The organism is Psychrobacillus sp. FSL K6-1415 (assembly GCF_038003185.1).
Lineage (GTDB): Bacteria > Bacillota > Bacilli > Bacillales_A > Planococcaceae > Psychrobacillus > Psychrobacillus psychrodurans.
In genome coordinates this window covers 674,939-698,634 of sequence record NZ_JBBOOQ010000001.1, presented here as the reverse complement: position 1 = coordinate 698,634, position 23,696 = coordinate 674,939, and the positions used below count along the sequence as shown (strand labels likewise).

The window sequence follows — 23,696 nt, the reverse complement described above, 5'->3', positions numbered from 1 at the left end:
AAATGCCCCTTTTATTCGTGGATATAAAAACCTCTACCTGTTTTCTTTCCTAGCCATCCGGCTTTCACATATTTACGTAACAACGGACATGGACGATATTTACTGTCACCAAATCCTTCATGTAAGATTTCCATAATGTAGAGGCAAGTGTCTAGACCTATAAAGTCCGCTAGTTGTAGGGGTCCCATTGGGTGATTCATCCCCATTTTCATCACATCATCAATAGCTTCTTTTGTTGCAACACCCTCATATAGCGTGTAGATCGCTTCGTTGATCATTGGCATTAAAATGCGGTTAGATACAAATCCAGGAAAGTCATTTACTTCTACTGGAACTTTGTTTAGTTTCTTCGTCATTTCTTCAATTGCTGTATATACTTCATCCGATGTAGCGAGTCCACGAATGATTTCCACTAGCTTCATTACCGGAACAGGATTCATGAAATGCATCCCAATTACTTGCTCTGGACGATTCGTTGCAGCAGCAATTTCTGTAATCGGTAAAGAGGACGTATTTGTAGCCAAAATTGTATGAGCCGGTGCAATTTCGTCTAGTTGTTTGAAAATAGACTGTTTTATTTCCATATTTTCGACCGCAGCTTCAATCACTAGGTCAACATCGTTAGCATCTTCTATAGATAGTGACATTGTAATTTTATTTAGAACTGATTGTTTTTCATCTTCCGTCATTCGACCTTTTTCAACATTGCGAGAAAGATTTTTACTAATTGTTTGGATACCACGATCGTAGAATTGTTGTTCACGATCATTCAGTTTTACGTCAAATCCTGCTTGAGCACATACTTGAGCAATTCCAGATCCCATCTGACCTGCTCCTATTACCAATACTTTTTGGATATTCATGCTTTATTGCCTCCTGTTTTTGGAACTTCGATCATGATGGCATCTCCTTGACCGCCACCGGAACAAATTGCTGCGATACCGATACCACCGCCACGTCGCTTTAATTCATATGCAAGAGTTAATATGATTCGTGCACCAGATGCTCCTATTGGATGACCAAGTGCAACTGCTCCACCATTTACATTTACTTTTTCTTCGTCTAAACTAGCTAACTGGTTACTCACTAATGCAACAGCTGCAAATGCTTCGTTTATTTCAAATAGATCGATATCCTCTAATGTTTTACCTGTTTTCTCTAGGATTCTATTAATTACTAATCCAGGTGTTTGAGGGAATTTTTCAGGTTCAATTGCTACTTCTGCATGCCCAAGAACATACGCTAGTGCTTCTTTTCCAAGTGACAGCGCTTTTTCTTCGCTAGTTAATACGATTGCACAAGCACCATCATTAATACCGGGTGCATTACCTGCAGTGATTGTTCCTTCTTTTCCGAATGCTGGCTTTAGATTAGCAAGGGATTCTAATGATGTATTACGACGTGGTGATTCGTCTTCTTTTACAACGATTGGTTCACCTTTGCGCTGTGGAATTTCGACTGGAACAATTTCTTTTTCTAAAACTCCATTATCCATAGCTTTCAATGCAAGATCATGGCTTCTAAACGACCAAGCATCTTGTTTTTCACGAGATAGCTCAAACGCTTCTGCTGTCGAATTTCCGTATGTCCCCATATGAACATTTTTAGGATGGAATGAACAAGACAGACCATCATAAACCATACCGTCGACCATAGTCGCATCCCCCATGCGCAAGCCGAATCTACCTTTTGGTAAATAGTAAGGTGCATTGGACATCGATTCCATGCCCCCTGCTACAATTATTTCCTCGTCACCAAGTCTGATCAATTGATCTGCAAGTGTGACACTTCGCATTCCAGAGGCGCATACTTTATTGATTGTTTCTGTTTTTACTGACCAGGGAATTCCTGCTTTAGTTGCTGCTTGTCGAGAAGGTATTTGCCCTTGGCCTGCTTGTATAACAGTCCCCATTATTACTTCATCCACTTGCTCAGGGTTAATGCCTGTACGATTTAGTGCCTCTTTAATTGCTACTCCGCCAAGATCTGAGGCAGTTAAAGCACTCAATGCTCCTCCAAACTTACCAAAAGCCGTACGTGCTCCATCCAAAATAACTGTTTTTGTCATGTAGATCCCCCTTTTCGTTGTATGCGCTTTCAACTTTGTAAAAAATAAAAAACGACTGAACGCTCGCTCGATTTCATTAGTAAGAAAAAAGGGAGTAAAATTTACTCCCTTGCTATTTAATAATAGTTTACGAAACTATAAGACTATTTGCAATATACTATTGAACGATAGGCTCTAAATCTTCCTCTTCCACAGGTGGAATGAATTCTCCAAATACCGATTTCTCCAGAAGTTCAGCAATATCATATGTGCCAACTGTTTCTTCAACTTCCTTCGCTTTCGTTCCATCTGATAACATTGTTAAGCAATAAGGACATCCAGAAGATATAATTGTTGGATTTACTTCTAATGCTTGTTCTGTACGAGCTACGTTCACACGGTTTCCAACATGTTCTTCCATCCACATCAGTCCGCCACCAGCTCCACAGCACATACCCGTTTCGCGATTGCGATCCATCTCGACTAACTTAACGCCAGGGATTGCTTTTAATACCTCACGAGGTGCATCGTATACATCATTGTAGCGTCCTAAGTAACATGAATCATGGAAAGTAATGGTTTCTTCCACTGCGTATTGCGGTTTCAAGCGACCTTCTTGCACTAAATCATATAGCATTTCTGTATGATGGAGCACTTCTCCGTTCCATCCAAAATCACCATATTCATTTTTAAAGATATTATATGCATGTGGGTCGATCGTGACAATCTTCGTTACCCCTGCTTTTTCAAATTCTGAAATATTTGATCCTGCAAGCTCTTGGAATAGAAACTCGTTCCCTAAGCGACGTGGTGTATCCCCAGAGTTCTTTTCTTTATTACCAAGAATAGCAAATTTCACTCCTGCTTCGTTCATCAAATGTGCGAAAGATAATGCAATTTTTTGCGAACGGTTATCAAATGATCCCATCGAACCAACCCAGAATAGGTATTCAAATTCTTCTCCCGCTTTTGAAACTTCTTTCACTGTTGGAATATGGATATCTGGACGAGCATCTCTCCAGTTTTCTTTCTCTTTACGATTAAGTCCCCATGGATTTCCTTGGCGCTCGATATTCGTCATTGCGCGTTGTGCATCAGGATTTACTTTTCCTTCTGTCATTACTAGGTATCGGCGAAGGTCGATAATTTTATCTACATGCTCGTTCATAACCGGACATTGGTCTTCACAGTTACGACAAGTTGTACAAGCCCAAATTTCTTCTTCAGTAATGACATCTCCAATTAGAGATGGGCTATACATATCTTCAATTACTGCACCTTCTGCTCCAGCAGCCATCGCAAGCTGATTGCCTTTTGTTCCTTGGAAAGCTAGTGCTGGTACCCAAGGTTTTTTCTTCGTTTCTATTGCTCCAGTAAATGTTAAGTGATCACGCAGCTTCACGATTAAGTCCATTGGAGATAGCATTTTCCCTGTTCCAGTTGCGGGACACATATTCGTACAGCGTCCACATTCCACACAAGCGTATAAGTCAATCATTTGTGCTTGTGTAAAGTCTTGAATACGACCAACCCCGAACGAAGGCATTTCTTCTTCAGCTTCTGGGTCTTCGTTTTCCTCTTCTTCAAAATTGATCGGACGTAATCTACCAACTTTGTCTAAACGGTGGAAATATACATTTGCTGGTCCTGTGATTAAATGGAAATGCTTTGATTGTGGTACATACACTAAGAATGACAGTAGGAATAATAAATGTACCCACCACATGATATAAAATACCGTTATTGCAGCAGCTTCAGGTAACCAGCCAAAAATAAACGCCATAGAAGATGCAACTGGCTCTGACCAAGTTGCTTCGTGACCATGCCAAATCATTGCCATACCGTTACCAACTAAAACGGAAACCATCAATCCGCCGATGAAAATTAGCACCAAGCCACTTTTCCACCCGCGCTTTAAGCGAACTAACTTTTCAATATAACGACGGTAAAATGCCCAAACGACAGCAACTAAAATTACTAATGTAACAATTTCTTCAAAAAACGTAAACGCTGGATACAATGGTCCAAGCGGTAAATGTGAACCAGGTGCTAAGCCTTTCCAAATAAAATCAATAGCACTTAGTTGTACAAGTAAGAAACCATAGAAGAACATAACGTGAATTGCTCCACTCTTTTTATCTTTTAATAGTTTCTTTTGACCAAAAACATACACCCAAATTTTGCGAAGTCTTTCCTTCACATTATCTTCAAATTCGACTTTCTTCCCTAGTTTGATGTACGTATATCTTGTTTTCAACAAATATGCGAACAATCCTAAAGCATACAAAACTACTGCGATAAACAGTACCCAGTTTGCGATTAACAATGGATTCATCTTATTTCTCCCCCTCTGAGTTGTAAAATGATTTTATGAATAGAATAATACATTAGATTCTTTAACTAATATATAAGTAATTCCATATTAAAACTGAATGAGCATTCAGTCAACAGTTATTTATTCGGATTGATGCGAATTTTGTATTTTTTTCTGTAAATTGGATGTTTACTGAAGTTAAAAATTTATCGTGTAGGAATACGTTCTATACGAAAGTAATGCCAACTTAAACGAGAGATTCCCACTTTCCAAGATCAAAATTATGGAATAATTATCCTTAAAGCAAGTAAATTCAATACAAGCGCAAGTAATCATAATCAATCCGTAAGTATTTCTATATTGAAAGCTAGTAAAGCAACGGAGAACGCAAGTAAATGACTGGCGAGAGCAAGTAAATTAGTTAATATCCTCCTTATACGAAAGAGGGAGCATATTTCTCCAAAACAAAAAGCCATCTCCTTATGAGATAGCCTCAAAATAATCGCCAAAATGAAGTTTTGCTTCTTTTTCTTTAATAATATCAATTCCAAGTAACACAGTTGTAGCTGGTCCTGCAGATTTTTCTACATCCCAATCAACTAAATAGTCTTTCAGCCCAAGTCGTTCACATTCGCCTTTTATTCCGGTAGATCCTACTGGCCACACCTGATGCACTAGCCCTCGACTTATTGCTTCACTAATTTTTTTCAAGTCAGCGATTTTATCGCCATCGCTAATGACTTCTTCACCGACACTTGGCTTGCCATAAACATACCAGCGAATTTCATTAGAGTTTTCAATTTGTTGCTCACCTAGTATTGTCACAGCGATTGCTGACTGTAGCGTTTCCACATTGGTCTCACTGCTGCCGGTAATTTCCGGGCACTTTACACCGACTTCGTTAAATAGCTTTTCTATTCCGACGACATATTTGCCCCAGCTTTGATTTCCTGAGAAGTTATGAACTACTATGGATACTGGAGTTGCTCCAGCTGCCCATTGTTCTAGTAATGCGACTCTTGCTGCGAAATAGGAAACGATTTCGTCTGGTGTTGAAACTATGTCAGCCTTTTTTTCGCCGATCCCTGCGGAGTTATCCGTCGTCAAAACAAAGCCATTTGGCAATAAAATAGCATTACGCATGAGTTTTCATCCGTTTCATTACTCGCTCCACCACTGGTGAGACAATCATAGCAATTGAAGCATTTAATATAGTCGCAAGTGTGATACCTGGAAGTGCCGCCGCAAAGAATGCAGGTGAAATGATCCAGTAAAACGGAAGGGTTGCTAGCACACTATTTGCAAAAATAAAGAATATCCATTTCCATGCATGATGCCCTGCTTTGTGTAACTTAGTGTATACGAATAAAATGACGAACATTTCTGCAGCAATGATTAAATGCAATGGACCTAACGGAAACCCTGCAAATAAAGAGGAAGATAAATGACCAATTAACGATGCTGCTCCCGCATAAATTGGAGGCAGAAAGGATACTGATATAAGTGCAGGTACTGTATCCATGGCAGCACTTCCGATGCCAACTGGAACCTTAATAAATGCCCCGATTGCACATAGTGCTGAAAACATAGCTGCAAGTGTTAGTAATCGAAGTTTCATATATTGTTACTCCTTTTCTTTCTTCTCGCTTCCTACGTTTTTAAATACTTTTGCACTTCGTACGTATTCAACGTCCGATACGTTTTCTCTCACATTTGCCACGCGAGCTGCTGCAAATAAATAATCGGACAAACGGTTTAAGTAACGTTGTACTACTGTTGGTACATCCTCTTGTGTTTTCGTTAACGTCACCGTCAAACGCTCTGCACGTCTAGTAATTGTGCGAGCTATATGAAGTGTTGCAGCAGCGGGAGTTCCGCCTGGTAGGATGAATCTCTCCAAAACTGGACCTTCTTCTACTAGTACATCGATTCTTTTTTCCATTGCATCGATTGCTTCGTCCGTCATTTTATATACACGACGATTTGAAACATTTGCAAGGTCTCCACCACAGTCAAATAGCTCATGCTGTATCGTTTCTAAATCTTCTAAGATATCCGCAAATTTTGCTGGATCTAGCTCTGTTACTGCTTTTCCAATAAATGAATTCACTTCATCAATTGTTCCATAAGCTTCCACTCGGATATCGTCTTTGTCCGTTCTTCCCCCGATCAAACCTGTTTGTCCTTTGTCTCCAGTTTTAGTGTAAATTTTCAATTTGCTCATCTCCCTTTAATGTTTGTGAAATACCATACCAAATTCGTGTTACACGTGATGCCTTTGTAAAAAGCTGCTGATAAAATCGACCAACATCATCCCGAAGTTTGCGCATACTTGCATCCATCGGTACAATTCCACGTCCGATTTCCGTTGCTATAACTATTACTTCCGCTTGTTTATCCCATATTTCCAATTTTTCGATTAACTTTTTGCCTTTTGATTCTAGCAGATTTTCAACTCCAAGAATAACAACCACTTCTACATCTGGTAATAAAACAAGCACATCTAATTCTGCATCTATCCACTGGGCTTTACGGCCTTGTATCATATTCTCTACATACGCTCGTTTTCCATTAAATGCTCCACCGAAAATGACATGCATCGTTCCCCCTCCAATACAGCTTTTTTATCCGGCCAATGCAATGTAAACATAATCCCGTGAGGTACTTCCCAATCCCAAAAACTCTTTTCTATATTTGCAAACCTGGTCAGTATAAAACGAATAGGCCCACCATGCGTAACGATTATCGGGTGCTCTACCTTTTCGACTGTTTCTAATAAGGCTTCTAGCACCCGTTTTTCCATTGCTTGCATTGACTCTCCATTTGGTGGGGCTATTTGCCTCGGATCATCAAGCCAATTTCTGTATTGAGCTTCATCTTTTAATTCATTATATGTTTTTTGTTCCCAATCACCAAAGGAGCATTCTCGAAAATTTGAATTCTCAATATAAGGAACTTCACTAAAAATTTTCGCTGCTGTTTGCTTGCAACGCATTAAGTCGCTGCCAATTATTTGATTAGTTTCAAATGAAATTTTTTTCGTTTTCATTCCAGTAATGATTGGTTCGTCAGTCCAGCCGATATACTTTTTGTCTCGATTTCCTTGCGTTGGAAAATGTCTTACGAGAACAATAGCAAAAGGGTTAGCCATAGCACCACCTCCGAAATTTCTACGCTTGCACCAAGTAAATCACCAGTAACTCCACCGAAGTTTTTCAATACCCAACTGCGGAACAAACAAATAAATGCAAATAACACAGCGGCTATAGTGACAGCAACCACCCAATTGGTCATCCATCCTAAAACTACTAGGCCAATAAAAAAGTGACATGCTGTTGTAATTGTAACGACATTGGCATTCATTTTTCCCTTGAAATAATAAGCCAGTCCACTCGTTTTAGCACTGTTCGTTACTGAAAATAGGATTCCAAGTAGAGCTCTAGAGAAAAATGGGATAAGCATAACGAAAATCCAGTGAAAGGATTCTGTCGATAATACTTCAGATATAATAATTACTTTACCAATAACTAAGAACACAACCGCCATTACACCAAAAGCACCCACTCGCGGATCCTCTAGTATTTCGAATCGCTTCAATCGATCTTTGTAGGAAAAGAATGCATCCGATGTGTCGATATATCCGTCCATATGAAGTCCTCCAGATAGTACAACCCCTAGAAGTACAATACTAAACCCTGTCATTATTGGACTCCATTCAAAGTAGAGGACTAAACAAGCAATTGCTCCAATGCCTGCTCCTATCCAAGGAAAAATACTGTACATCCCTGTAATTGCTCGTTTTTCCATCGGCAGGTTTTTATTTACTGGAATGACCGTAAAAAATTGAAGTGCCAACAAAATGCTCCTCATTTTCCCACCACATCATTCTTTAATAGGCTTAATACTTTCTCCCATTGTACATGCTTTTTAAAATGGTATGCCCATTCATTAATTTGTTCATCTGATGCCATTTGCCCTCTTTTTTCTTCGCCGTCTTCTTCCTCAAACTCATTTGCAAAATAAGGGATGACTCCTAAAACATCGATACCTGTGTACGTTTCGATGAAATCGATTCCGTCCTCAAACAGAGAAACGTCTCCTTGAAACTTGTTGATAATTATTCCTTTTACACGTGCTCTTTGTACTTCTGGAAGTAGTACAAGCGTACCGACAATGGATGCAAACACGCCGCCATACTCAATATTGGCTACTAATATTACCGGCACATCTGCCAGATCAGCAACACGCATATTTACTAGTTCACGATCACGTAAATTTACTTCAACAGGACTGCCAGCACCTTCTAATATCACATACTCATAGGATTCAGACAGCAAATTCAAACTATTTTTAATGAGTTCTTGCCCTTTTTCAAAAAATTGTTCCCTGTAGCGCATGCCACTCATTCTATCCAACTTTCTTCCTAAAACAATTATATCCGACTCCAAGTTCCTCGCTGGCTTTAATAATATGGGATTCATTTCGGCTAAATAAGAGATTTTTGCAGCTCTTGCTTGCAAAGATTGCGAGACACTTATTTCCAACCCATCTTCTGTATGGATGCTTAAGCTCGACATATTTTGCGATTTAAAGGGGGCTACTTGCTTTCCTTCATTAGCAAGTAGTCGACAAATAGCTGTACAAACCAAACTTTTCCCTACACTAGAAGCAGTACCTTGGACCATTAAGCCCTTCATCTATATCCCTCATTTCCACTGATGACTGACGCCATATTCCATTTCGAAGGCATGATCTGCCTTCGAAACAAGCTTTTGATGGATTTGCCCAATCCACGCTTGATATAGAGCTGTAAATTCATACTTTGATACAGGTTCATCGAGTACTTCATTTGAAACAATTACAACTATCTTTGTTTTTTTTAATAGCTGGTCTATTGTCTCGTATAGCTGCTGCTCTACTTTCTCCATTTGCCCTTCATACAGTTCATTAGCTAGCCAGGTCGTGACACAATCCCATAGGATGCCATCATCTTTTTGGATTTTGGGAATGATTTGTTCGAGATTACGCGGTTGCTCAATCGTCACCCACTCGACTGGGTAGCTTTTACGGTCAACTTGATGTCTTTTTATACGCTCTTTCATTTCTTTATCCACTGCAACGCCAGAAGCTATATACACATTTCGGTTTGCCCGCTTATCCATTAGGTAATATTCAGCAAAGCTGCTTTTTCCACTACGTACACCGCCCGTTATGAAGACAAGTTTTCCACGAACCATGCGGTCATCTCCTTTTGCAAATGCTCCATTTGAGAAATTTCTTTCATGCCCACCCGAAACCATTTTCCATCTAGCCCTTTGAAATTTTCTGTATGGCGGAGGACGCATCCTTTGGCTAATAAACTTTCGAAAAACTCTTTAGAACGTGAAGAATCTGGTAGTTGAAAACAGAGAAAGTTAGTCGCTGATGGTAACACAATACAGTTCCATTTCACTAGAAACACCGTCATTTGTTCACGCATTTCTTTTGCGAAAGCGATTGCTCGCATTCGATAATCTTCCTCTAGCAAACACTCTGCTCCAATTGTCGCCGCAATCGCATTACTATTCCAGTGTGGCATTCTCGAGCGTATATCGTTTACGATGGATTTATTAGCTAAAGCGTATCCAAGTCGAATACCAGGGATTGCATACATTTTCGTCATTGAGCGTACGACAATAACATTTGGAAATTCCTTTAAATACGGGATAAAAGATTCTTTTTCATCTATAAAATCTAGAAATGCTTCGTCTAATATAACTTCACATTTATATCTCATCGCATATTTTGCTATTTGAATAATTTCTTCCAGTGGGATTAAATAACCGGTCGGATTATTAGGTCTACAAATGTAGATTACTTCCGCAAACTCTACTTCATCGAGAACTTCGTCCAAAGGGACTTTCCCAGTCGCAATTATCTCTTTTATGTATACATTGTAAGGTGCAAGTGTTGCTTCATATTCGGAAAAAGTCGGATGAATCAATACTGCACGTTTATTTTCATACCGTTTTGCAAGGCTCGCAAATATTTCCGCTGCCCCATTTCCAATAACCGTATTTTCAACCGAAATACCGTGATATTTTGCAGCTGCCGATAAAAATGGTTCTCCCTGTGGATCTGGGTATTTTGTGATTAGCTGTGCATAGGTTGACCATTTTTCATTCACAAACGTCGGTGCTCCTAATGGATTCACATTTTCACTATAGTCAATAACCGTTTCGGGCATTTCGATTCCGAGTCGCTCATATACATGATGAGCATTTGCACCATGATTAGGTAATGCCAAATAAAACCCCTCCAATGACCATCATCCACAGCCAAAATAGAACTACAGCAGTATTCATATGAGAGATGGTGCTTAATATATGGTTTGGCGATAATGGAACCTCTCCAATTCCCATGAGTGCACGGTTAGAAACGATTCCTTTATATGTATTGATGCCTCCAAGTTGAATGCCTAGCTGATAAGCAGTCGCTGCTTCTAAATAGCCACTATTTGGACTTGGATGTTTTTTCGCATCCTGCCACCAGCCTCTCATCCGTTTGCTAAAAGGCATTCCACTCTCTTTTTTGCCCCACAGCATGATAATATAGCCAGTTAATCGGCTTGGTATATAGTTCGCTATGTCATCCAGCTTTGCGGCTGCAAATCCGAAGTCCTCGTATTTTTCATTTTTATAACCGACCATTGAATCGAGCGTATTTATCGCTTTGTATAACCAAAGTCCAGGCGCACCAGCAAACACAAATGCATAAAAAAGTGGCGCAGTTATTCCGTCACTAATATTTTCTGATACTGTTTCTACGACGCCACGAGTAACTTCTTGTTCATCTAACTTTTCTGTATCACGACCGACAATCCACGAAAGCTTTTGTCTTGCGGACGGTAAATCTTTTGCTACTAACGGTTTATATACATCTAATGCTGCCACTTTTAAACTTTTCTGTGCAAGCCCAGATGCGATTAGTATACTTTCTACCGCAATCCCCACCCATATATGTACGGAGTATGAACCTATTAGTAAAGCTAGTGTGACAGAGAATGTTAAACCAACGACTATAAAAACAAGTAAAAACCCTTTCGCTTTGCGTGCTCTTCCTTTATTCAACCAAGCTGTTAGTTTCGAAATAAGCGTTCCAATCAATTTAACTGGATGCGGCCAACTCGGTGGATCTCCAATTATTCTATCCAATATTAAGCCAATCGCTATTGCAATTATATGTGGACCCATGCCTACTCCCAACCTTTTGCTTTTTTGTAGACTTGAATAGCTTCCACTGTGCATTCATACACACCGAGTCCTATTTTTTTCCCTATTTCCGTGATTGGTCCAGCATATGGAATATGTGTCCTTTTTTGGGTCGCTGCTATTAGTACACTATCCGTAGATGTTCCGGTAGCAATCGTTCCAGTACGAGGGTCCTTTACCTGTTCAAAAGCGAGTGCTTTCGTTTTTGATTCGGTAGCTGTAATAACTGATTGAATAAAAGCTTCGTCTGAAAGTTCTCCATTCACAATTATCCATGTATTAATGGTACCAATTGCTGGAAGCATCTCTACTTCATGTGTTCTAGAGACGTCCACTGCATTCCCTACTCCTGCAGTAACCATAATGACGATGCTTCCAAAAGGTGTGTCATATTCTTTAATGACAGCATCCGTAGTCTTTACTGCGGTCATCATTCCTACTGTATCTGCTTCAGAAAAACCGTTCTCCGCTAAGTATTCAAGCATTTCTTCTTTTACATTATCGCAAGCATAGCTAGCGTCCACTCTTCTATTGACGAAGTTTTTGTACCAGCCACTTCCTGCATTAATCACTGCGGATGACCATGTTTTGAGTTGCGTTTCAGCTTGAAATATAACCAATTCTGCCGTAACTTGAAAGTTCTCTGCTGTGATAAGCTCATCATTCTGCTTTTCATTTACATCCGGAAGAATTGTAATTTGAGGCTTCGGACGTTCAGGGTGAGGATTTGTACTAATACGGGCTTGATACACCGATTCAATTTGATCTTTCTTCACTACTTCCTGAGGTGCGCCTATTACTTGTACCTCCCCGTGATCCATTAATAGCAGACGATCACAGTATAGAGATGCGAGATTTATATCATGAAATACACTAATAATAGTGATTCCTTTTTCAATCGCCTGTGTTTTAATCGTATCAAGTAATTGTTTTTGATGTGCAATGTCTAGATGATTGGTCGGTTCGTCCAGTAGGAGTAAAGGTGCTTGTTGAGCAAGTGCTTGGGCAACAAATACACGTTGTTGTTCCCCACCAGATAATAGGTCTAGCATTTGATGCTCGTATCTTTCCATCGCTGTTAGCTGCATCGCTTCAATAACCGCCGTTTCATCTCCATCCGACCATGAAGAAAACAATCCACTTTGATGGGGATATCGGCCAAGTGCGATCGTGTCTCTCACAGAATGAGAAAAAGCATGACTATGTAATTGTGGTAAAACCGCCATTTTTTTCGCAAGCTCTTTCGATGAATGAGACCTTAACGATTTCCCTTCAATCAAAACTTCTCCGGCCGCCATATGTAAAATACCGCTTATTACTTTTAGTAGTGTAGATTTTCCGCTTCCATTTGGTCCAAGAATTCCAAGCATTTCACCTTTTCCAACTTCAAATGAGACGTTTTTAACGATTAATTTGTGATCATATCCACCCGATACATTTCTCACTTGTAACATATTAAATGCCTCCTTTTTTCCGTTGTCTAAAGAAAATAAATGCAAAAACTGGTGCCCCAATAAATGCAGTTATCACACCAATCGGTAGTTCAGTTGGAGAAATAATCGTACGAGACATTAAATCACAGATGATTAATAATGCTGCTCCATTTATGAAGCTAAGTGGTAACACGTGACGGTTATCGGAACCAAATAATAGCCTTGTCATATGCGGAACGACAAGCCCTACGAATCCAATCGTTCCAGATACAGCGACCGCTGTTCCTGTCAGCATGGAGCCGCCAATTAAAATCATCATTTTCCGCTTTTTCACATTGACCCCTAAATGCTGTGCACGTTCTTCTCCAAATAACATTGCATTTAACTCTCTTCTGTTTAACCACAATAAAATCGTGCCAATAACTACAAACGGCAATGCCATTTGAACAAAACTCCATCCGCGCATTGATACACTTCCGAGTAGCCATCCAATAATTTGTCTCAATTCTTCTCCTGTCAATGCAATCATTAACGAAATTACAGAACCTAAAAAAGAACTAAAAATAATTCCAGTCAAAATAATTGTTTCCATTTTCATCGAACGATCGACTAGCTTGGCAAATGTAATAACAAGTAGCATCGTAACTAGAGCCCCAATCATACTGAAAACAGGCAATGTGAATATTCCTAAAAACGGCACCGAAATACCGAAAAAGAGCGTAGCCACGGCACCAACTGAGGCACCGGACGACACTCCTAACGTATAAGGATCGGCAAGCGGATTTTTTAATAACCCTTGAAATGCAGCACCTGCAATGGCTAGTGATGCACCTACTAGTCCTGCAAGCACCACACGTGGCATGCGAATTTTCCAAACGATATTGGTCGCGATTGCATCTGCTCCCGTATCCCATAATGTGCTGATCGGTACCTTTACGGATCCGACCGATACACCTAGCCAAATTGCTACAAAAAGAGCTATTATGGACAAGATGTAGCCGATCAAGGCTTTACTCACTAAAAGCCTCTGGATAAATTGCTTTCGCTACTTCTTCTAATCCCTCTGCAAGACGTGGACCTGTACGACTTGTTAGGTTCTCATCTACTTGTATAACTTCATTGTTTTTCACTGCTGTAATAGAATCGAACCCGTCACGAGCTTTCACGCTATCCACAATTCCTTCTACATAGCTATACATTACAATAATTACGTCCGGATTACGGTTAACAATTTCTTCTGGTTCTATTTTAAACCAGCCTTCTTGATCCGCTGCAATATTCTCAGCATTCACCATATCTAAGATTTCTTGCATGAACGTTTCTTTACCAGGTGTATAAATTTCCGGAACATCTGAAGTTTCAACGAATACAGTTTTCTTCGTTTCTACTTTTGCTACTTTCTCTTTAACTTCTGCTACTTTTGCTTTCATATCTTCTACAATTTGTTGTGCTTCCTCAGATTTACCAGTAGCACGACCAATTTCCTCAATTGTTGTATATGTTTCATTGAAGTCCGTTGCATTTTTCACTACGTATACTTTTACTCCAGCGTCGCGAATTTGTTGAAATCCAGCTTCACCCACACCCAAGGCAGATTCATGAGCAAATACAATATCCGGATTCATCGCTACGATCTTTTCCACGTTGAATTCCATACCACCGATTTTCTCTTTTTCAAGCGCTTCTTCTGGGTAGTTATCGTAATCATTAACTCCAACAATTTCATCATTTAATCCAAGTGCAAATAAAATTTCTGTATTACTTGGTTGCATAGAAACGATTGTTTTTGGTGCTTCCTCTAATGTAATTTCAGTACCGACTGCATCGGTCATTGTAATTGGGAAAGTTGTTTCATCTACTACTGTTTCTTGTTGCGTATTTCCTGTATTTTCTTCAGGTTTAACTTCTTCTTGTCCGCATCCTACTAGCAATAGAACTGCTAAAGCGGATGTCATCCATAACTGCCATAATTTCTTCATTTTACATTCCTCCTATTTAAGCCAATAAAAAATCTCCCATCCTTTTGATGAGAGATAGATAGGTATAAATCTGCACGAAAACACAATGAGCCAGACCTACACCAAACCTATCCTCGTAGGTAACGGGCGTAAAGCATATAGGCAGGTTTTCTGACTTATGATGTGTTGCATCACATACAGTGGCGGGACCGTGCTGGACTTTAACCAGCTTCCCTTTTAACTCTAGCAATCCGTAACTAGAGCACCTCTATGCATTTATTTATTGATGTTGCTTTGTCTTCATTATACCTTATTTTTTATGACTGTCGACTTCGTTTTTTATTGTTGGCGTTTTGGTTTGGAGGTGAGCTCTCTCGTTCATATGCGTATCTCTCTCGTATAGCTAGGGATCTCTCTCGCATAAGAGGTGAGTTAACATATACTTGCTCTCGTTTGTTGTTTACTTGTTGTCACTGGACTTTTACTTGCGTTCAAGATAGAAATACTTGTGAATAGGCTAGGCTTACTTGCTCTTGAGAGGTATTTACTTGCGTTCAAGAAGTTAATACCAATTTTTTAACTTGATAATTTGGAGATTGCTTTAATATAAAAGAGGAATTAACGTTTACTTGCTCTCGTTTGTTGTTTACTTGTTGTCACTGGACTTTTACTTGCGTTCAAGATAGAAATACTTGTGAATAGGCTAGGCTTACTTGCTCTTGAGAGGTATTTACTTGCGTTCAAGAAGTTAATACCAATTTTTTAACTTGATAATTTGGAGATTGCTTTAATATAAAAGAGGAATTAACGTTTACTTGCTCTCGTTTGTTGTTTACTTGCTGTCACCGGACCTTTACTTGCGTTCAGGAAGTTAATTCCAATTTTTCAACTTGATAATTTGGAGATTGCTCTGATATAAGAGAGGAATTAACGTTTACTTGCTCTCGTTTTGTTGTTTACTTGGTGTCACCGGACCTTTACTTGCGTTCAGGATAGAAATACTTGCGGACGGGCTAGGCTTACTTGCTCTTGAGCGGCACTTACTCGCGTTGTGGATATTAATTCCAAATGAACAGCATAAGAAAACCCTCAACCAAGGTCGAGGGTTTAGGATTACATTTGTTCAGGTGCAGATACACCCAGTAGGCGCAATGCATTTGAGATTGTTTGACGTGCTGCTGTTACAAGTGCAAGGCGAGCTTCTGATTGCGTCACGTTATCCGAATTCAGTACTTTATCCGCATTATAGAAGCTATGGAATGTCGTAGCTAATTCTTGGATATAAATTGCAATTCGATGAGGTGCACGAAGTTTTGCAGCATCTGCAACTATTTGTGGGAAGTCACCAATTTTCTTCAGTAAATCTAATTCTTTTTCACTTTGCAATAATTCAAGTGAATCAGTCGACACTTTCATGCCTTGCGTTTCTGCTGATCGTAAAATTGAACAAATACGTGCATGTGCATATTGAGCGTAGAACACTGGGTTTTCATTAGATTGAGAAACAGCTAAGTCTAAGTCGAAGTCCATATGTGAATCACCTGATCGCATACCGAAGAAGTAACGTACTGCGTCTAGACCTACTTCTTCCACAAGCTCACGCATTGTAACAGCTTTCCCAGTACGTTTACTCATTTTCATTTTTTCGCCGTCTTTATATAGTTGAACCATTTGAATAATTGATACTTCAAGTTTTTCACGCTCATACCCAAGCGCCTCAATTGCCGCTTTCATACGTGGTATATAGCCGTGATGATCTGCTCCCCATATGTTGATCAATTGATCGAATCCACGAACTAATTTATCTTCGTGGTATGCAATATCGGGCAATAAATATGTGAAAGAGCCATCACTTTTGATAAGTACACGGTCCTTGTCGTCTCCAAATGTAGTAGAACGGAACCAAGTTGCTCCTTCTTTTTCAAAAATATGACCGTTCGCACGTAATTTATCTAAAGCTACTTCAATTTTACGGTTCTCATATAAAGATGTTTCCGAGAACCAGTTATCAAAACCAACACGGAAATCAGCTAAGTCTTTTTGAAGTTTTGCAAGCTCTACTTTTAACCCATGTGCACGGAATGCTTTGTAGCGTTCTTCATCCGACATCGATACAAATTTTTCGCCATGTTCTGCAACAAGAGCAGCTGCGATGTCGATAATATCCTGCCCGTGGTAGCCACCTTCAGGCATTTCTTTATCTAATCCTAAAGCTTGGAAATAACGAGCTTCAATCGAAATAGCTAGGTTATGAATTTGGTTTCCGGCATCGTTAATATAATATTCGCGAGCAACGTCAAATCCAGCAAAATCAAGCACATTACATAAAGAATCTCCTACAGATGCTCCACGGGCATGCCCTAAATGTAAGTCACCAGTTGGATTAGCTGATACGAATTCCACTTGAATTTTTTCTCCCGCACCTGAAGTTGAACGGCCAAAGTTTTCTTTTTCTGTAAGGGCAGCCTTTACTACATCTTGTAAGTAATCTTTACGAACCGTGATATTCATGAATCCAGGACCAGCGATATCAATCTTTTCCATCATTGTTCCTGACATATCAAGATTTTCCACGATTGCATCCGCCACTTGACGAGGATTCTTTTTCGCAAGTTTTGTTAGCTGCATTGCAATATTTGTTGCGTAATCACCATTTGCCTTATCTCTTGGTGTTTCAAGTTGGATTGCAGGAATTTGCTCTTCCGTTACAAGTTCTGCTTTTATAATTGCTTGTTGTAATGCGTCTTTAATGGATTGTTGTAGCTGTTCTACTGTGTTCATTTATTCCGCCTCCGTATAAATTAGTTCTAATGTATATGTACCAGCAACTTCTTCATTTATGATTAGCTCATATTCCACTTGAAAATGGCCGTCATCAAAATGTAAATGCTTTGTTTTTGTAGTAATAATTATTGTTCCATATTGAGTATCGTAGCTACCCGTTTGTAGTTCTCCCCGTTCAAATGGCAAGCGCATCTTAACTCCACCATTTCGTAGTATCAACGCGGTCTGTCCACCTAACTTCACAATAGTTCGAGTTATCTTTTGATCTTGCATTTCTTCATAAACTAGATAATACTGTTCACCTTTTAGTGTTAAAGTGCCTTTGATTTCTATATTGATTGTTTCTTCTTGTACATTCGGATGACGAATCGTAGAAACTAGTCTTATATTTACTGTCTTTTGTAATGGAGTAGACATGCCTATCATCCTTTGTAGAAGTTTTATTTATGATTTCCTAAAAGCGATTATTGACCGCAACTGGAAGACAATTCACAATATCATATATTTTTTTACTATAACCTTCATATTATATCTTAATATTAAGGAATGTGACAACTAATCACTGAAAAAGTAATATACTATTCATACTCGAAAGGTTATAATGGACCGAGATATTTTAAGAAGGTGACCTTTGTGCTTATTGACTTTGTTATTAATTTTTGTATTTTGTTTACTTTTGCAATTCTTACCTATATTCCATTTCAAAATAAATTAAATGTTTATATACCATCTTATAATTACGCCCGATTTATACTTGGGATATTAAGCGGATTTACTGGTTGTCTATTAATGTTAACCTCTGTTAGCATTTCTGATTTCTTTATTGTGGATGGGAGAATGGCGGTTATTGCATTATCCGGTGTCTTAGGAGGGCCGTTTGCACCTATTATAAGCGGAACAATAATCGGGGTCTTCCGCCTATTCATGTACGGATATTCCACGAATGCACTGATTGCTGGTAGCAGCACTATCGTAATAGGACTAGTTATTGGACTTTGGAGTTGGAAGAAAACGATGACCTTTCAAAACGTCCCTTACTTTTTTGGATATTCCATCTTGCAAACTTCTATTGTTTTAGGTTTCTTAGGCAATTGGAAATTTGAAACGTGGTTGGCCATTATAAGCTTTATAGTATTTTCAGTCTTGTCGTTTTCCATTATTTTTGTAATTCTTAAACTACTTAGCTCTCTTTTTGAAAAGATAAAACATATTGAAGAGATGTCTGCAACAGACTATCTAACTGGCTTGAATAATAACCGGAAATTTCAAGAATGTACTCAACAGCTTATAGAAAATAATGAAGTATTTTCACTACTATTGTTGGATATTGACTATTTCAAAAAGGTAAATGATACATACGGACATCCTGTTGGAGATGAAGTATTGAAAGAATTAGCACTCCGAATAAAAGATACAAGTAAACCATTCGGAGGTATTGTTTCTCGAAATGGAGGAGAAGAATTTTCAGTCATCCTTCCAAATACTACAGATGATAAGAGCATAGAAATTGCAGATCTCATTAGATTATCAATTGAGAAAAACTTGTTCCTGATCTCAACAGGAGAAAAACTGAGTATAACTATTTCAGGTGGTGTTAGTACTTACCCAGAAGATGCTATAACAACTCATGAATTGTATAAGCTTGCTGATGAAGCCCTTTACTTGGCTAAAACTTCTGGAAGAAATAAAGTAATACATATCAATTAGAATTAATAATGGAATGAAATTTTCAATTGAAACCACAAGTATATTGTTCACTAAAGTGACACTTATACTTGTGGTTTTATTTTCCCTAATCAAGTGATACTGATGGAGAGAAATAGTTAAGGCAGAATCCAGACTCATATTTAATCAATAAAAACGTGATGTCCTAATGACATCACGTTTTTATGTTTTCTATTTAACCCATCCTAAGATCATTTCGCGCAGAAGCTTCGAAGCTGTATTTACGGTCTGTTCCGAAGGATCATAATTCGGTGCTACTTCTACTAGGTCAAAGCCTACAACGTTTAGACCAGAATTTGCAATTGCGTGAATAGAAGCCAATAGCTCACGGCTTGTGATTCCTCCGCAGTCTACTGTTCCTGTTCCAGGTGCGTGCGCTGGGTCCAGTACGTCGATATCGATTGTTACATAGACAGGACGCCCCTCTAATGTTGGTAGCACTTTTTTCAAAGGCTCTAATACTTCGAATTTATGAATTTGCATGCCGTTTTCTTTCGCCCAATCGAACTCTTCTTTCATACCAGAGCGAATTCCGAATGAGTAGACGTTTTTTGGACCGATGTATTCGGCGATTTTACGGATTGGTGTGGAGTGAGAAAGCGGTTCACCTTCGTATTCTTCACGTAGATCTGTATGCGCGTCCATATGAATAATCGCAAGATTGTCATAGTTATCTGCCACTGTTTTCATGACAGGCCATGACACTAAATGTTCGCCTCCCATGCCTACAGGGATTTTCCCATTTAGCAATAGTTGACGAATAAAACCCGATATTAAATCTAAGCTCTTTTCTGCATTACCGAATGGTAGTGGAATATCCCCTGCATCAAAATAGTTCACGTCATCTAGCTCGCGGTCAAGATACGGGCTATATTCCTCTAAGCCGATTGAAGCTTCACGGATCCGCCCAGGGCCAAAACGCGAGCCAGGACGATAGCTTACTGTCCAATCCATTGGCATACCGTAGATAACTGCCTGTGCTTCATCATAATTTTGTTTACTTTTTATAAATACATTACCTGAGTATGCTTCTTCGAATCGCATGGGCTTACTCTCCTGCAAGGTCTTTCACAAATTTTGGTAGTACAAATGCCGCTTTGTGAAGCTCTTTTGTATAGTATTTTGTTTCAATATCAAAAAATTGCTCATCTGGCACTTGTAATGGATCATACTTCTTAGATCCGATTGTAAAGCACCATAATCCACTTGGATATGTCGGAATATTCGCCAAATACATATTTGTAATTGGGAAAATTTCTTTCACATCTTTTTGAACTTGGCGGATTAAATCTGCCTTGAACCAAGGGTTGTCCGATTGCGCAACAAATAGACCGTCTTCTTTTAACGCTTTAGAAATTCCAGCGTAGAAGCCTTTTGTAAATAGGTTTACTGCAGGTCCAACTGGCTCTGTAGAATCTACCATAATTACATCATATTCATTTTCAGACTCAGCTATATGCATGAAACCATCTCCTACTTGAACATCTACACGAGGGTTATCTAATTCACATGCAATTTCTGGTAAGTATACTTTTGAGTACTCAATTACTTTTCCATCTATATCAACAAGCGTTGCTTTCTTCACTTTAGGATGCTTCATAATTTCACGAATTACTCCACCGTCTCCACCACCAACTACTAACACATTTTCAGGGTTAGGATGTGTGAATAAAGGAACATGTGCAACCATTTCATGGTATACAAATTCGTCTTTTTGAGAGGTCATTACCATACCATCTAAAAAGAGCATATTTCCCCATTCTTCAGTTTCTGCCATTTCTAACAATTGAAAATCTGTCTGCTCGGTATGAAGAGTGCGTTTCACCTTCATTGTGATGCCAAAATTCTCGGTTTGCTTCTCTGTAAACCAAAATCCAGCCATTTATCTATCTCCGTTTCTATAATGGGTTTTGTTATTTATTAAAAAAATAAATACATTGAAAGTATAGTGCTTTTTGACAAAAGTGCAATACTTTTTTGTTTTTCCGTTTAATTTGAATCTATTGTTCTCATACTAATGAAAATATCAATTAGAACGGAGTTGATTTCATGGGGCGTATTCAATACAGAAAAAAGGTCATACGAACTAAAAGATGGAAAAGGCTGTTACTTTTAAGTATTGCAGCTATTTGTGCACTTTTTAGCGCATTCATCACGCTCCGAATATACGCTCAAATCGTTGGTGCCCCTATGATTCAAGTGCCAATTTCTTCTGTCTTCTTAGACAGTCAAGGGAATGTTATCGGTGATCGTTTTAAGGAGCAACGCAGATATTGGATTTCATTGGATGAAATGTCCCCTTTTCTACCGCAAGCTACTGTAGCAGTTGAAGATCAGGAGTTTTATGAGCACCACGGGTTTGATTATTCTCGAATTGCTTCTGCTATTTTAAAGGATATAAAAGCCGGTAAAAAGGTGGAAGGTGCCAGTACAATTACGCAGCAATACGCTCGGAATTTATTTCTAACTCATGAAAAATCTTGGACAAGAAAAATAAATGAAGCATTATATGCGTACCGATTAGAAATTTTCTACGATAAGGATGAACTGTTAGAAGGATATCTGAATACGGTATACTTTGGCCACGGTATGTATGGCGTCGAGGCAGCAAGTAGATTTTATTTCGGAAAGAGCGCCAAATCTTTAACTCTAGCTGAATCCGCACTTTTAGTCGGAATTCCGAAAGGTCCTACCTACTATTCACCTTTAGTAAATGAAGAAAAAGCAGTCACTCGCCAGCAGCTCATCTTGACATTGATGGAAAATCAGCAAAAGATAACAACAGAGCAAAAGGAACGGGCGTATAACGAAAATTTCGTATTAAAGGCAGAGGACTCTTTAGTTAAACAGAAAACCGCTCCTTATTTTTTAGAGGAAGTGTGGAAAGAGGCAACAGATATTGCCTTAGAAAAAGGTCGCCGTATTGAGGAAGGTGGCTGGACGATTGAAACTACGTTAAACAAACAGCATCAACAAGTAGCAGAACAAATGATTGAAAAGTGGATGCCAGAAGGAGAATTACAAGTAGGATTCGTCAGTATGGAACCAGATACTGGTTTTGTGACAGCAATGGTAGGCGGACGAGATTTTGCGGATAGCCCATTTAACCGTGTTACGCAGGCTAAGAGACAGCCTGGTTCTACCGTAAAAGCATTATTATTTGCAGCAGCTTTGGAAAATGGATTCTCCCCCCTTACTTATATGAAAAGTGAACGTACTATTTTCACATATGATAATGGCCGCCAAGAATATGAACCGAAAAATGTGAACGGTGAGTTTGCAGGTCACCCTATTTCTCTGGCACAAGCTCTCGCTATTTCTGATAATATTTATGCAGTTAAAACGTTGGAGGAAATTGGATATAAACCATTTCAACAATTAACGGAAAGATTTAATTTGGATATGACTGTCAAGGATACTCCTGCTACAGCGCTGGGGACAACGGAAGTTTCCTTACTAGAAATGACAAAAGTTTATAATACCATATCCGCTGGAGGAATCCAGAAAAAACCTACGTATATTACGAAAATAACAGATAAAAGCGGAAACGTTATTTATGATATAAAGGAAAATGATATAAAAGGGAAAAAGGTATTAACCGAACAAGATTCATTTATATTATCTCATTTACTAACAGGCATGTTCGATCCTGTTTTCAATGACTATTCTCCTGCAACTGGTATTAGTATTCGAGCAAAACAAACGAGACCTTATGCTGCAAAATCTGGAACTACAAACACCGATCAATATTTGATAGGCTACTCTCCACAGTTAACAACCGGTGTATGGAATGGGTACGATCAAGGTAAACAAGTGAGTGATGCAGAAGCGAAGCAAGTAACAAAACAAGTATGGATTGAATTTATGGAGGCTGTTCATCAAGGACTCCCAGTCGAGCCCTTCGTTGCTCCAGACGGTGTGAAAGGTGTCATTGTCGATATAGAGACAGGTGGAATCGCTACATCTGCCTGTGAAAAACAGCGATTAGTATATTTAAAGGAAAAAGATGTGCCAACTAAGCTTTGCACCGATCCAAAATTGAAGCAGCAAACTTTCGAGGATAAATCTGAAGATTCTCCTCCTTGGTCTATCTTCCCATTTAATTTATTTGAATAAGGTATAAAATGGAAAATAGGTCAGACTAGATTAAAAACCCATCGTATTTCAAACATTATCGGCTAATTA

22 protein-coding genes and 1 riboswitch are annotated in these 23,696 nt (G+C 39.0%); of the genes, 2 read left to right on the top strand and 20 right to left on the bottom strand.

Features of this window, described 5'->3' with window-relative positions; translation table 11 throughout:
- Positions 1-11: 11 nt before the first annotated feature.
- The 18 genes from MKY60_RS03425 to MKY60_RS03340 form a co-directional block, all read right to left on the bottom strand.
- On the bottom strand, positions 12-863 hold the full coding sequence (locus MKY60_RS03425) for a 3-hydroxybutyryl-CoA dehydrogenase (protein ID WP_340928582.1): 852 nt from the start codon (positions 861-863) through the stop codon (positions 12-14).
- On the bottom strand, positions 860-2,068 hold the full coding sequence (locus tag MKY60_RS03420) for an acetyl-CoA C-acetyltransferase (RefSeq protein ID WP_340928581.1): 1,209 nt from the start codon (positions 2,066-2,068) through the stop codon (positions 860-862). The genes MKY60_RS03425 and MKY60_RS03420 overlap by 4 nt, the downstream gene beginning before the upstream one ends.
- 157 nt (positions 2,069-2,225) lie before the next feature.
- Positions 2,226-4,382: a (Fe-S)-binding protein gene (locus MKY60_RS03415; protein ID WP_340928580.1), complete on the bottom strand. Its 2,157-nt coding sequence runs from the start codon at positions 4,380-4,382 to the stop codon at positions 2,226-2,228.
- 459 nt (positions 4,383-4,841) lie between these two features.
- Positions 4,842-5,504 (bottom strand): hypothetical protein, encoded by a 663-nt coding sequence (locus MKY60_RS03410; protein ID WP_340928579.1) that lies wholly within the window; start codon positions 5,502-5,504, stop codon positions 4,842-4,844.
- Positions 5,497-5,979: an ECF transporter S component gene (locus MKY60_RS03405; RefSeq protein ID WP_241595121.1), complete on the bottom strand. Its 483-nt coding sequence runs from the start codon at positions 5,977-5,979 to the stop codon at positions 5,497-5,499. Before MKY60_RS03405 ends, MKY60_RS03410 begins: the two co-directional genes overlap by 8 nt.
- A 6-nt stretch (positions 5,980-5,985) precedes the next feature.
- Positions 5,986-6,576: a cob(I)yrinic acid a,c-diamide adenosyltransferase gene (locus MKY60_RS03400; protein ID WP_340928577.1), complete on the bottom strand. Its 591-nt coding sequence runs from the start codon at positions 6,574-6,576 to the stop codon at positions 5,986-5,988.
- Complete coding sequence (locus tag MKY60_RS03395) at positions 6,560-6,961, bottom strand: bifunctional adenosylcobinamide kinase/adenosylcobinamide-phosphate guanylyltransferase (protein WP_340928575.1); 402 nt, start codon at positions 6,959-6,961, stop codon at positions 6,560-6,562. The genes MKY60_RS03400 and MKY60_RS03395 overlap by 17 nt, the downstream gene beginning before the upstream one ends.
- On the bottom strand, positions 6,913-7,512 hold the full coding sequence (locus MKY60_RS03390) for a histidine phosphatase family protein (RefSeq protein ID WP_090565695.1): 600 nt from the start codon (positions 7,510-7,512) through the stop codon (positions 6,913-6,915). The genes MKY60_RS03395 and MKY60_RS03390 overlap by 49 nt, the downstream gene beginning before the upstream one ends.
- A complete protein-coding gene (gene cobS, locus MKY60_RS03385; protein ID WP_340879032.1) occupies positions 7,482-8,216 on the bottom strand; it encodes an adenosylcobinamide-GDP ribazoletransferase in 735 nt (244 codons plus the stop codon). The genes MKY60_RS03390 and cobS overlap by 31 nt, the downstream gene beginning before the upstream one ends.
- 11 nt (positions 8,217-8,227) lie before the next feature.
- Complete coding sequence (locus MKY60_RS03380) at positions 8,228-9,058, bottom strand: cobyric acid synthase (protein WP_340928572.1); 831 nt, start codon at positions 9,056-9,058, stop codon at positions 8,228-8,230.
- A gap of 9 nt (positions 9,059-9,067) precedes the next feature.
- Positions 9,068-9,598, bottom strand: coding sequence for a bifunctional adenosylcobinamide kinase/adenosylcobinamide-phosphate guanylyltransferase (locus MKY60_RS03375; RefSeq protein WP_090565701.1), 531 nt, complete (start codon positions 9,596-9,598; stop codon positions 9,068-9,070).
- Positions 9,571-10,647: a pyridoxal phosphate-dependent aminotransferase gene (locus MKY60_RS03370; protein WP_340928570.1), complete on the bottom strand. Its 1,077-nt coding sequence runs from the start codon at positions 10,645-10,647 to the stop codon at positions 9,571-9,573. The genes MKY60_RS03375 and MKY60_RS03370 overlap by 28 nt, the downstream gene beginning before the upstream one ends.
- Complete coding sequence (cbiB, locus tag MKY60_RS03365) at positions 10,634-11,593, bottom strand: adenosylcobinamide-phosphate synthase CbiB (RefSeq protein WP_340928568.1); 960 nt, start codon at positions 11,591-11,593, stop codon at positions 10,634-10,636. The genes MKY60_RS03370 and cbiB overlap by 14 nt, the downstream gene beginning before the upstream one ends.
- A gap of 2 nt (positions 11,594-11,595) precedes the next feature.
- Positions 11,596-13,065, bottom strand: a complete 1,470-nt coding sequence (locus MKY60_RS03360; protein ID WP_340928567.1) for an adenosylcobinamide amidohydrolase — start codon at positions 13,063-13,065, stop codon at positions 11,596-11,598.
- Between the two features lies 1 nt (position 13,066).
- Positions 13,067-14,050, bottom strand: a complete 984-nt coding sequence (locus tag MKY60_RS03355; RefSeq protein ID WP_445677997.1) for a FecCD family ABC transporter permease — start codon at positions 14,048-14,050, stop codon at positions 13,067-13,069.
- A gap of 4 nt (positions 14,051-14,054) precedes the next feature.
- The gene (locus MKY60_RS03350; RefSeq protein ID WP_090565711.1) at positions 14,055-15,023 is read right to left on the bottom strand and encodes an ABC transporter substrate-binding protein; all 969 of its coding nucleotides are present in this window, start codon (positions 15,021-15,023) and stop codon (positions 14,055-14,057) included.
- Between the two features lie 123 nt (positions 15,024-15,146).
- A riboswitch (cobalamin riboswitch) is annotated at positions 15,147-15,287 on the bottom strand.
- Positions 15,288-16,115: 828 nt separating this feature from the next.
- Positions 16,116-17,783 (bottom strand): arginine--tRNA ligase, encoded by a 1,668-nt coding sequence (gene argS, locus MKY60_RS03345; protein WP_340928561.1) that lies wholly within the window; start codon positions 17,781-17,783, stop codon positions 16,116-16,118.
- Positions 17,784-18,203: a DUF1934 domain-containing protein gene (locus MKY60_RS03340; protein ID WP_340928559.1), complete on the bottom strand. Its 420-nt coding sequence runs from the start codon at positions 18,201-18,203 to the stop codon at positions 17,784-17,786.
- 216 nt (positions 18,204-18,419) lie between these two features.
- On the opposite strand from MKY60_RS03340, the gene MKY60_RS03335 reads away from it, so the two are divergent.
- Positions 18,420-19,493, top strand: a complete 1,074-nt coding sequence (locus tag MKY60_RS03335) for a diguanylate cyclase (RefSeq protein ID WP_340928557.1) — start codon at positions 18,420-18,422, stop codon at positions 19,491-19,493.
- Between the two features lie 189 nt (positions 19,494-19,682).
- On the opposite strand, the gene speB is transcribed toward MKY60_RS03335, so the two are convergent.
- Together speB and speE are read right to left on the bottom strand one after the other, a co-directional pair.
- Positions 19,683-20,555 (bottom strand): agmatinase, encoded by an 873-nt coding sequence (gene speB, locus MKY60_RS03330; protein WP_340928555.1) that lies wholly within the window; start codon positions 20,553-20,555, stop codon positions 19,683-19,685.
- 4 nt (positions 20,556-20,559) lie between these two features.
- Complete coding sequence (gene speE / locus MKY60_RS03325) at positions 20,560-21,393, bottom strand: spermidine synthase (protein ID WP_093493763.1); 834 nt, start codon at positions 21,391-21,393, stop codon at positions 20,560-20,562.
- 167 nt (positions 21,394-21,560) lie between these two features.
- On the opposite strand from speE, the gene MKY60_RS03320 reads away from it, so the two are divergent.
- Entirely contained in the window at positions 21,561-23,627 is a 2,067-nt protein-coding gene (locus MKY60_RS03320; protein WP_340928552.1) for a transglycosylase domain-containing protein, read from the top strand.
- Positions 23,628-23,696: the final 69 nt, after the last annotated feature.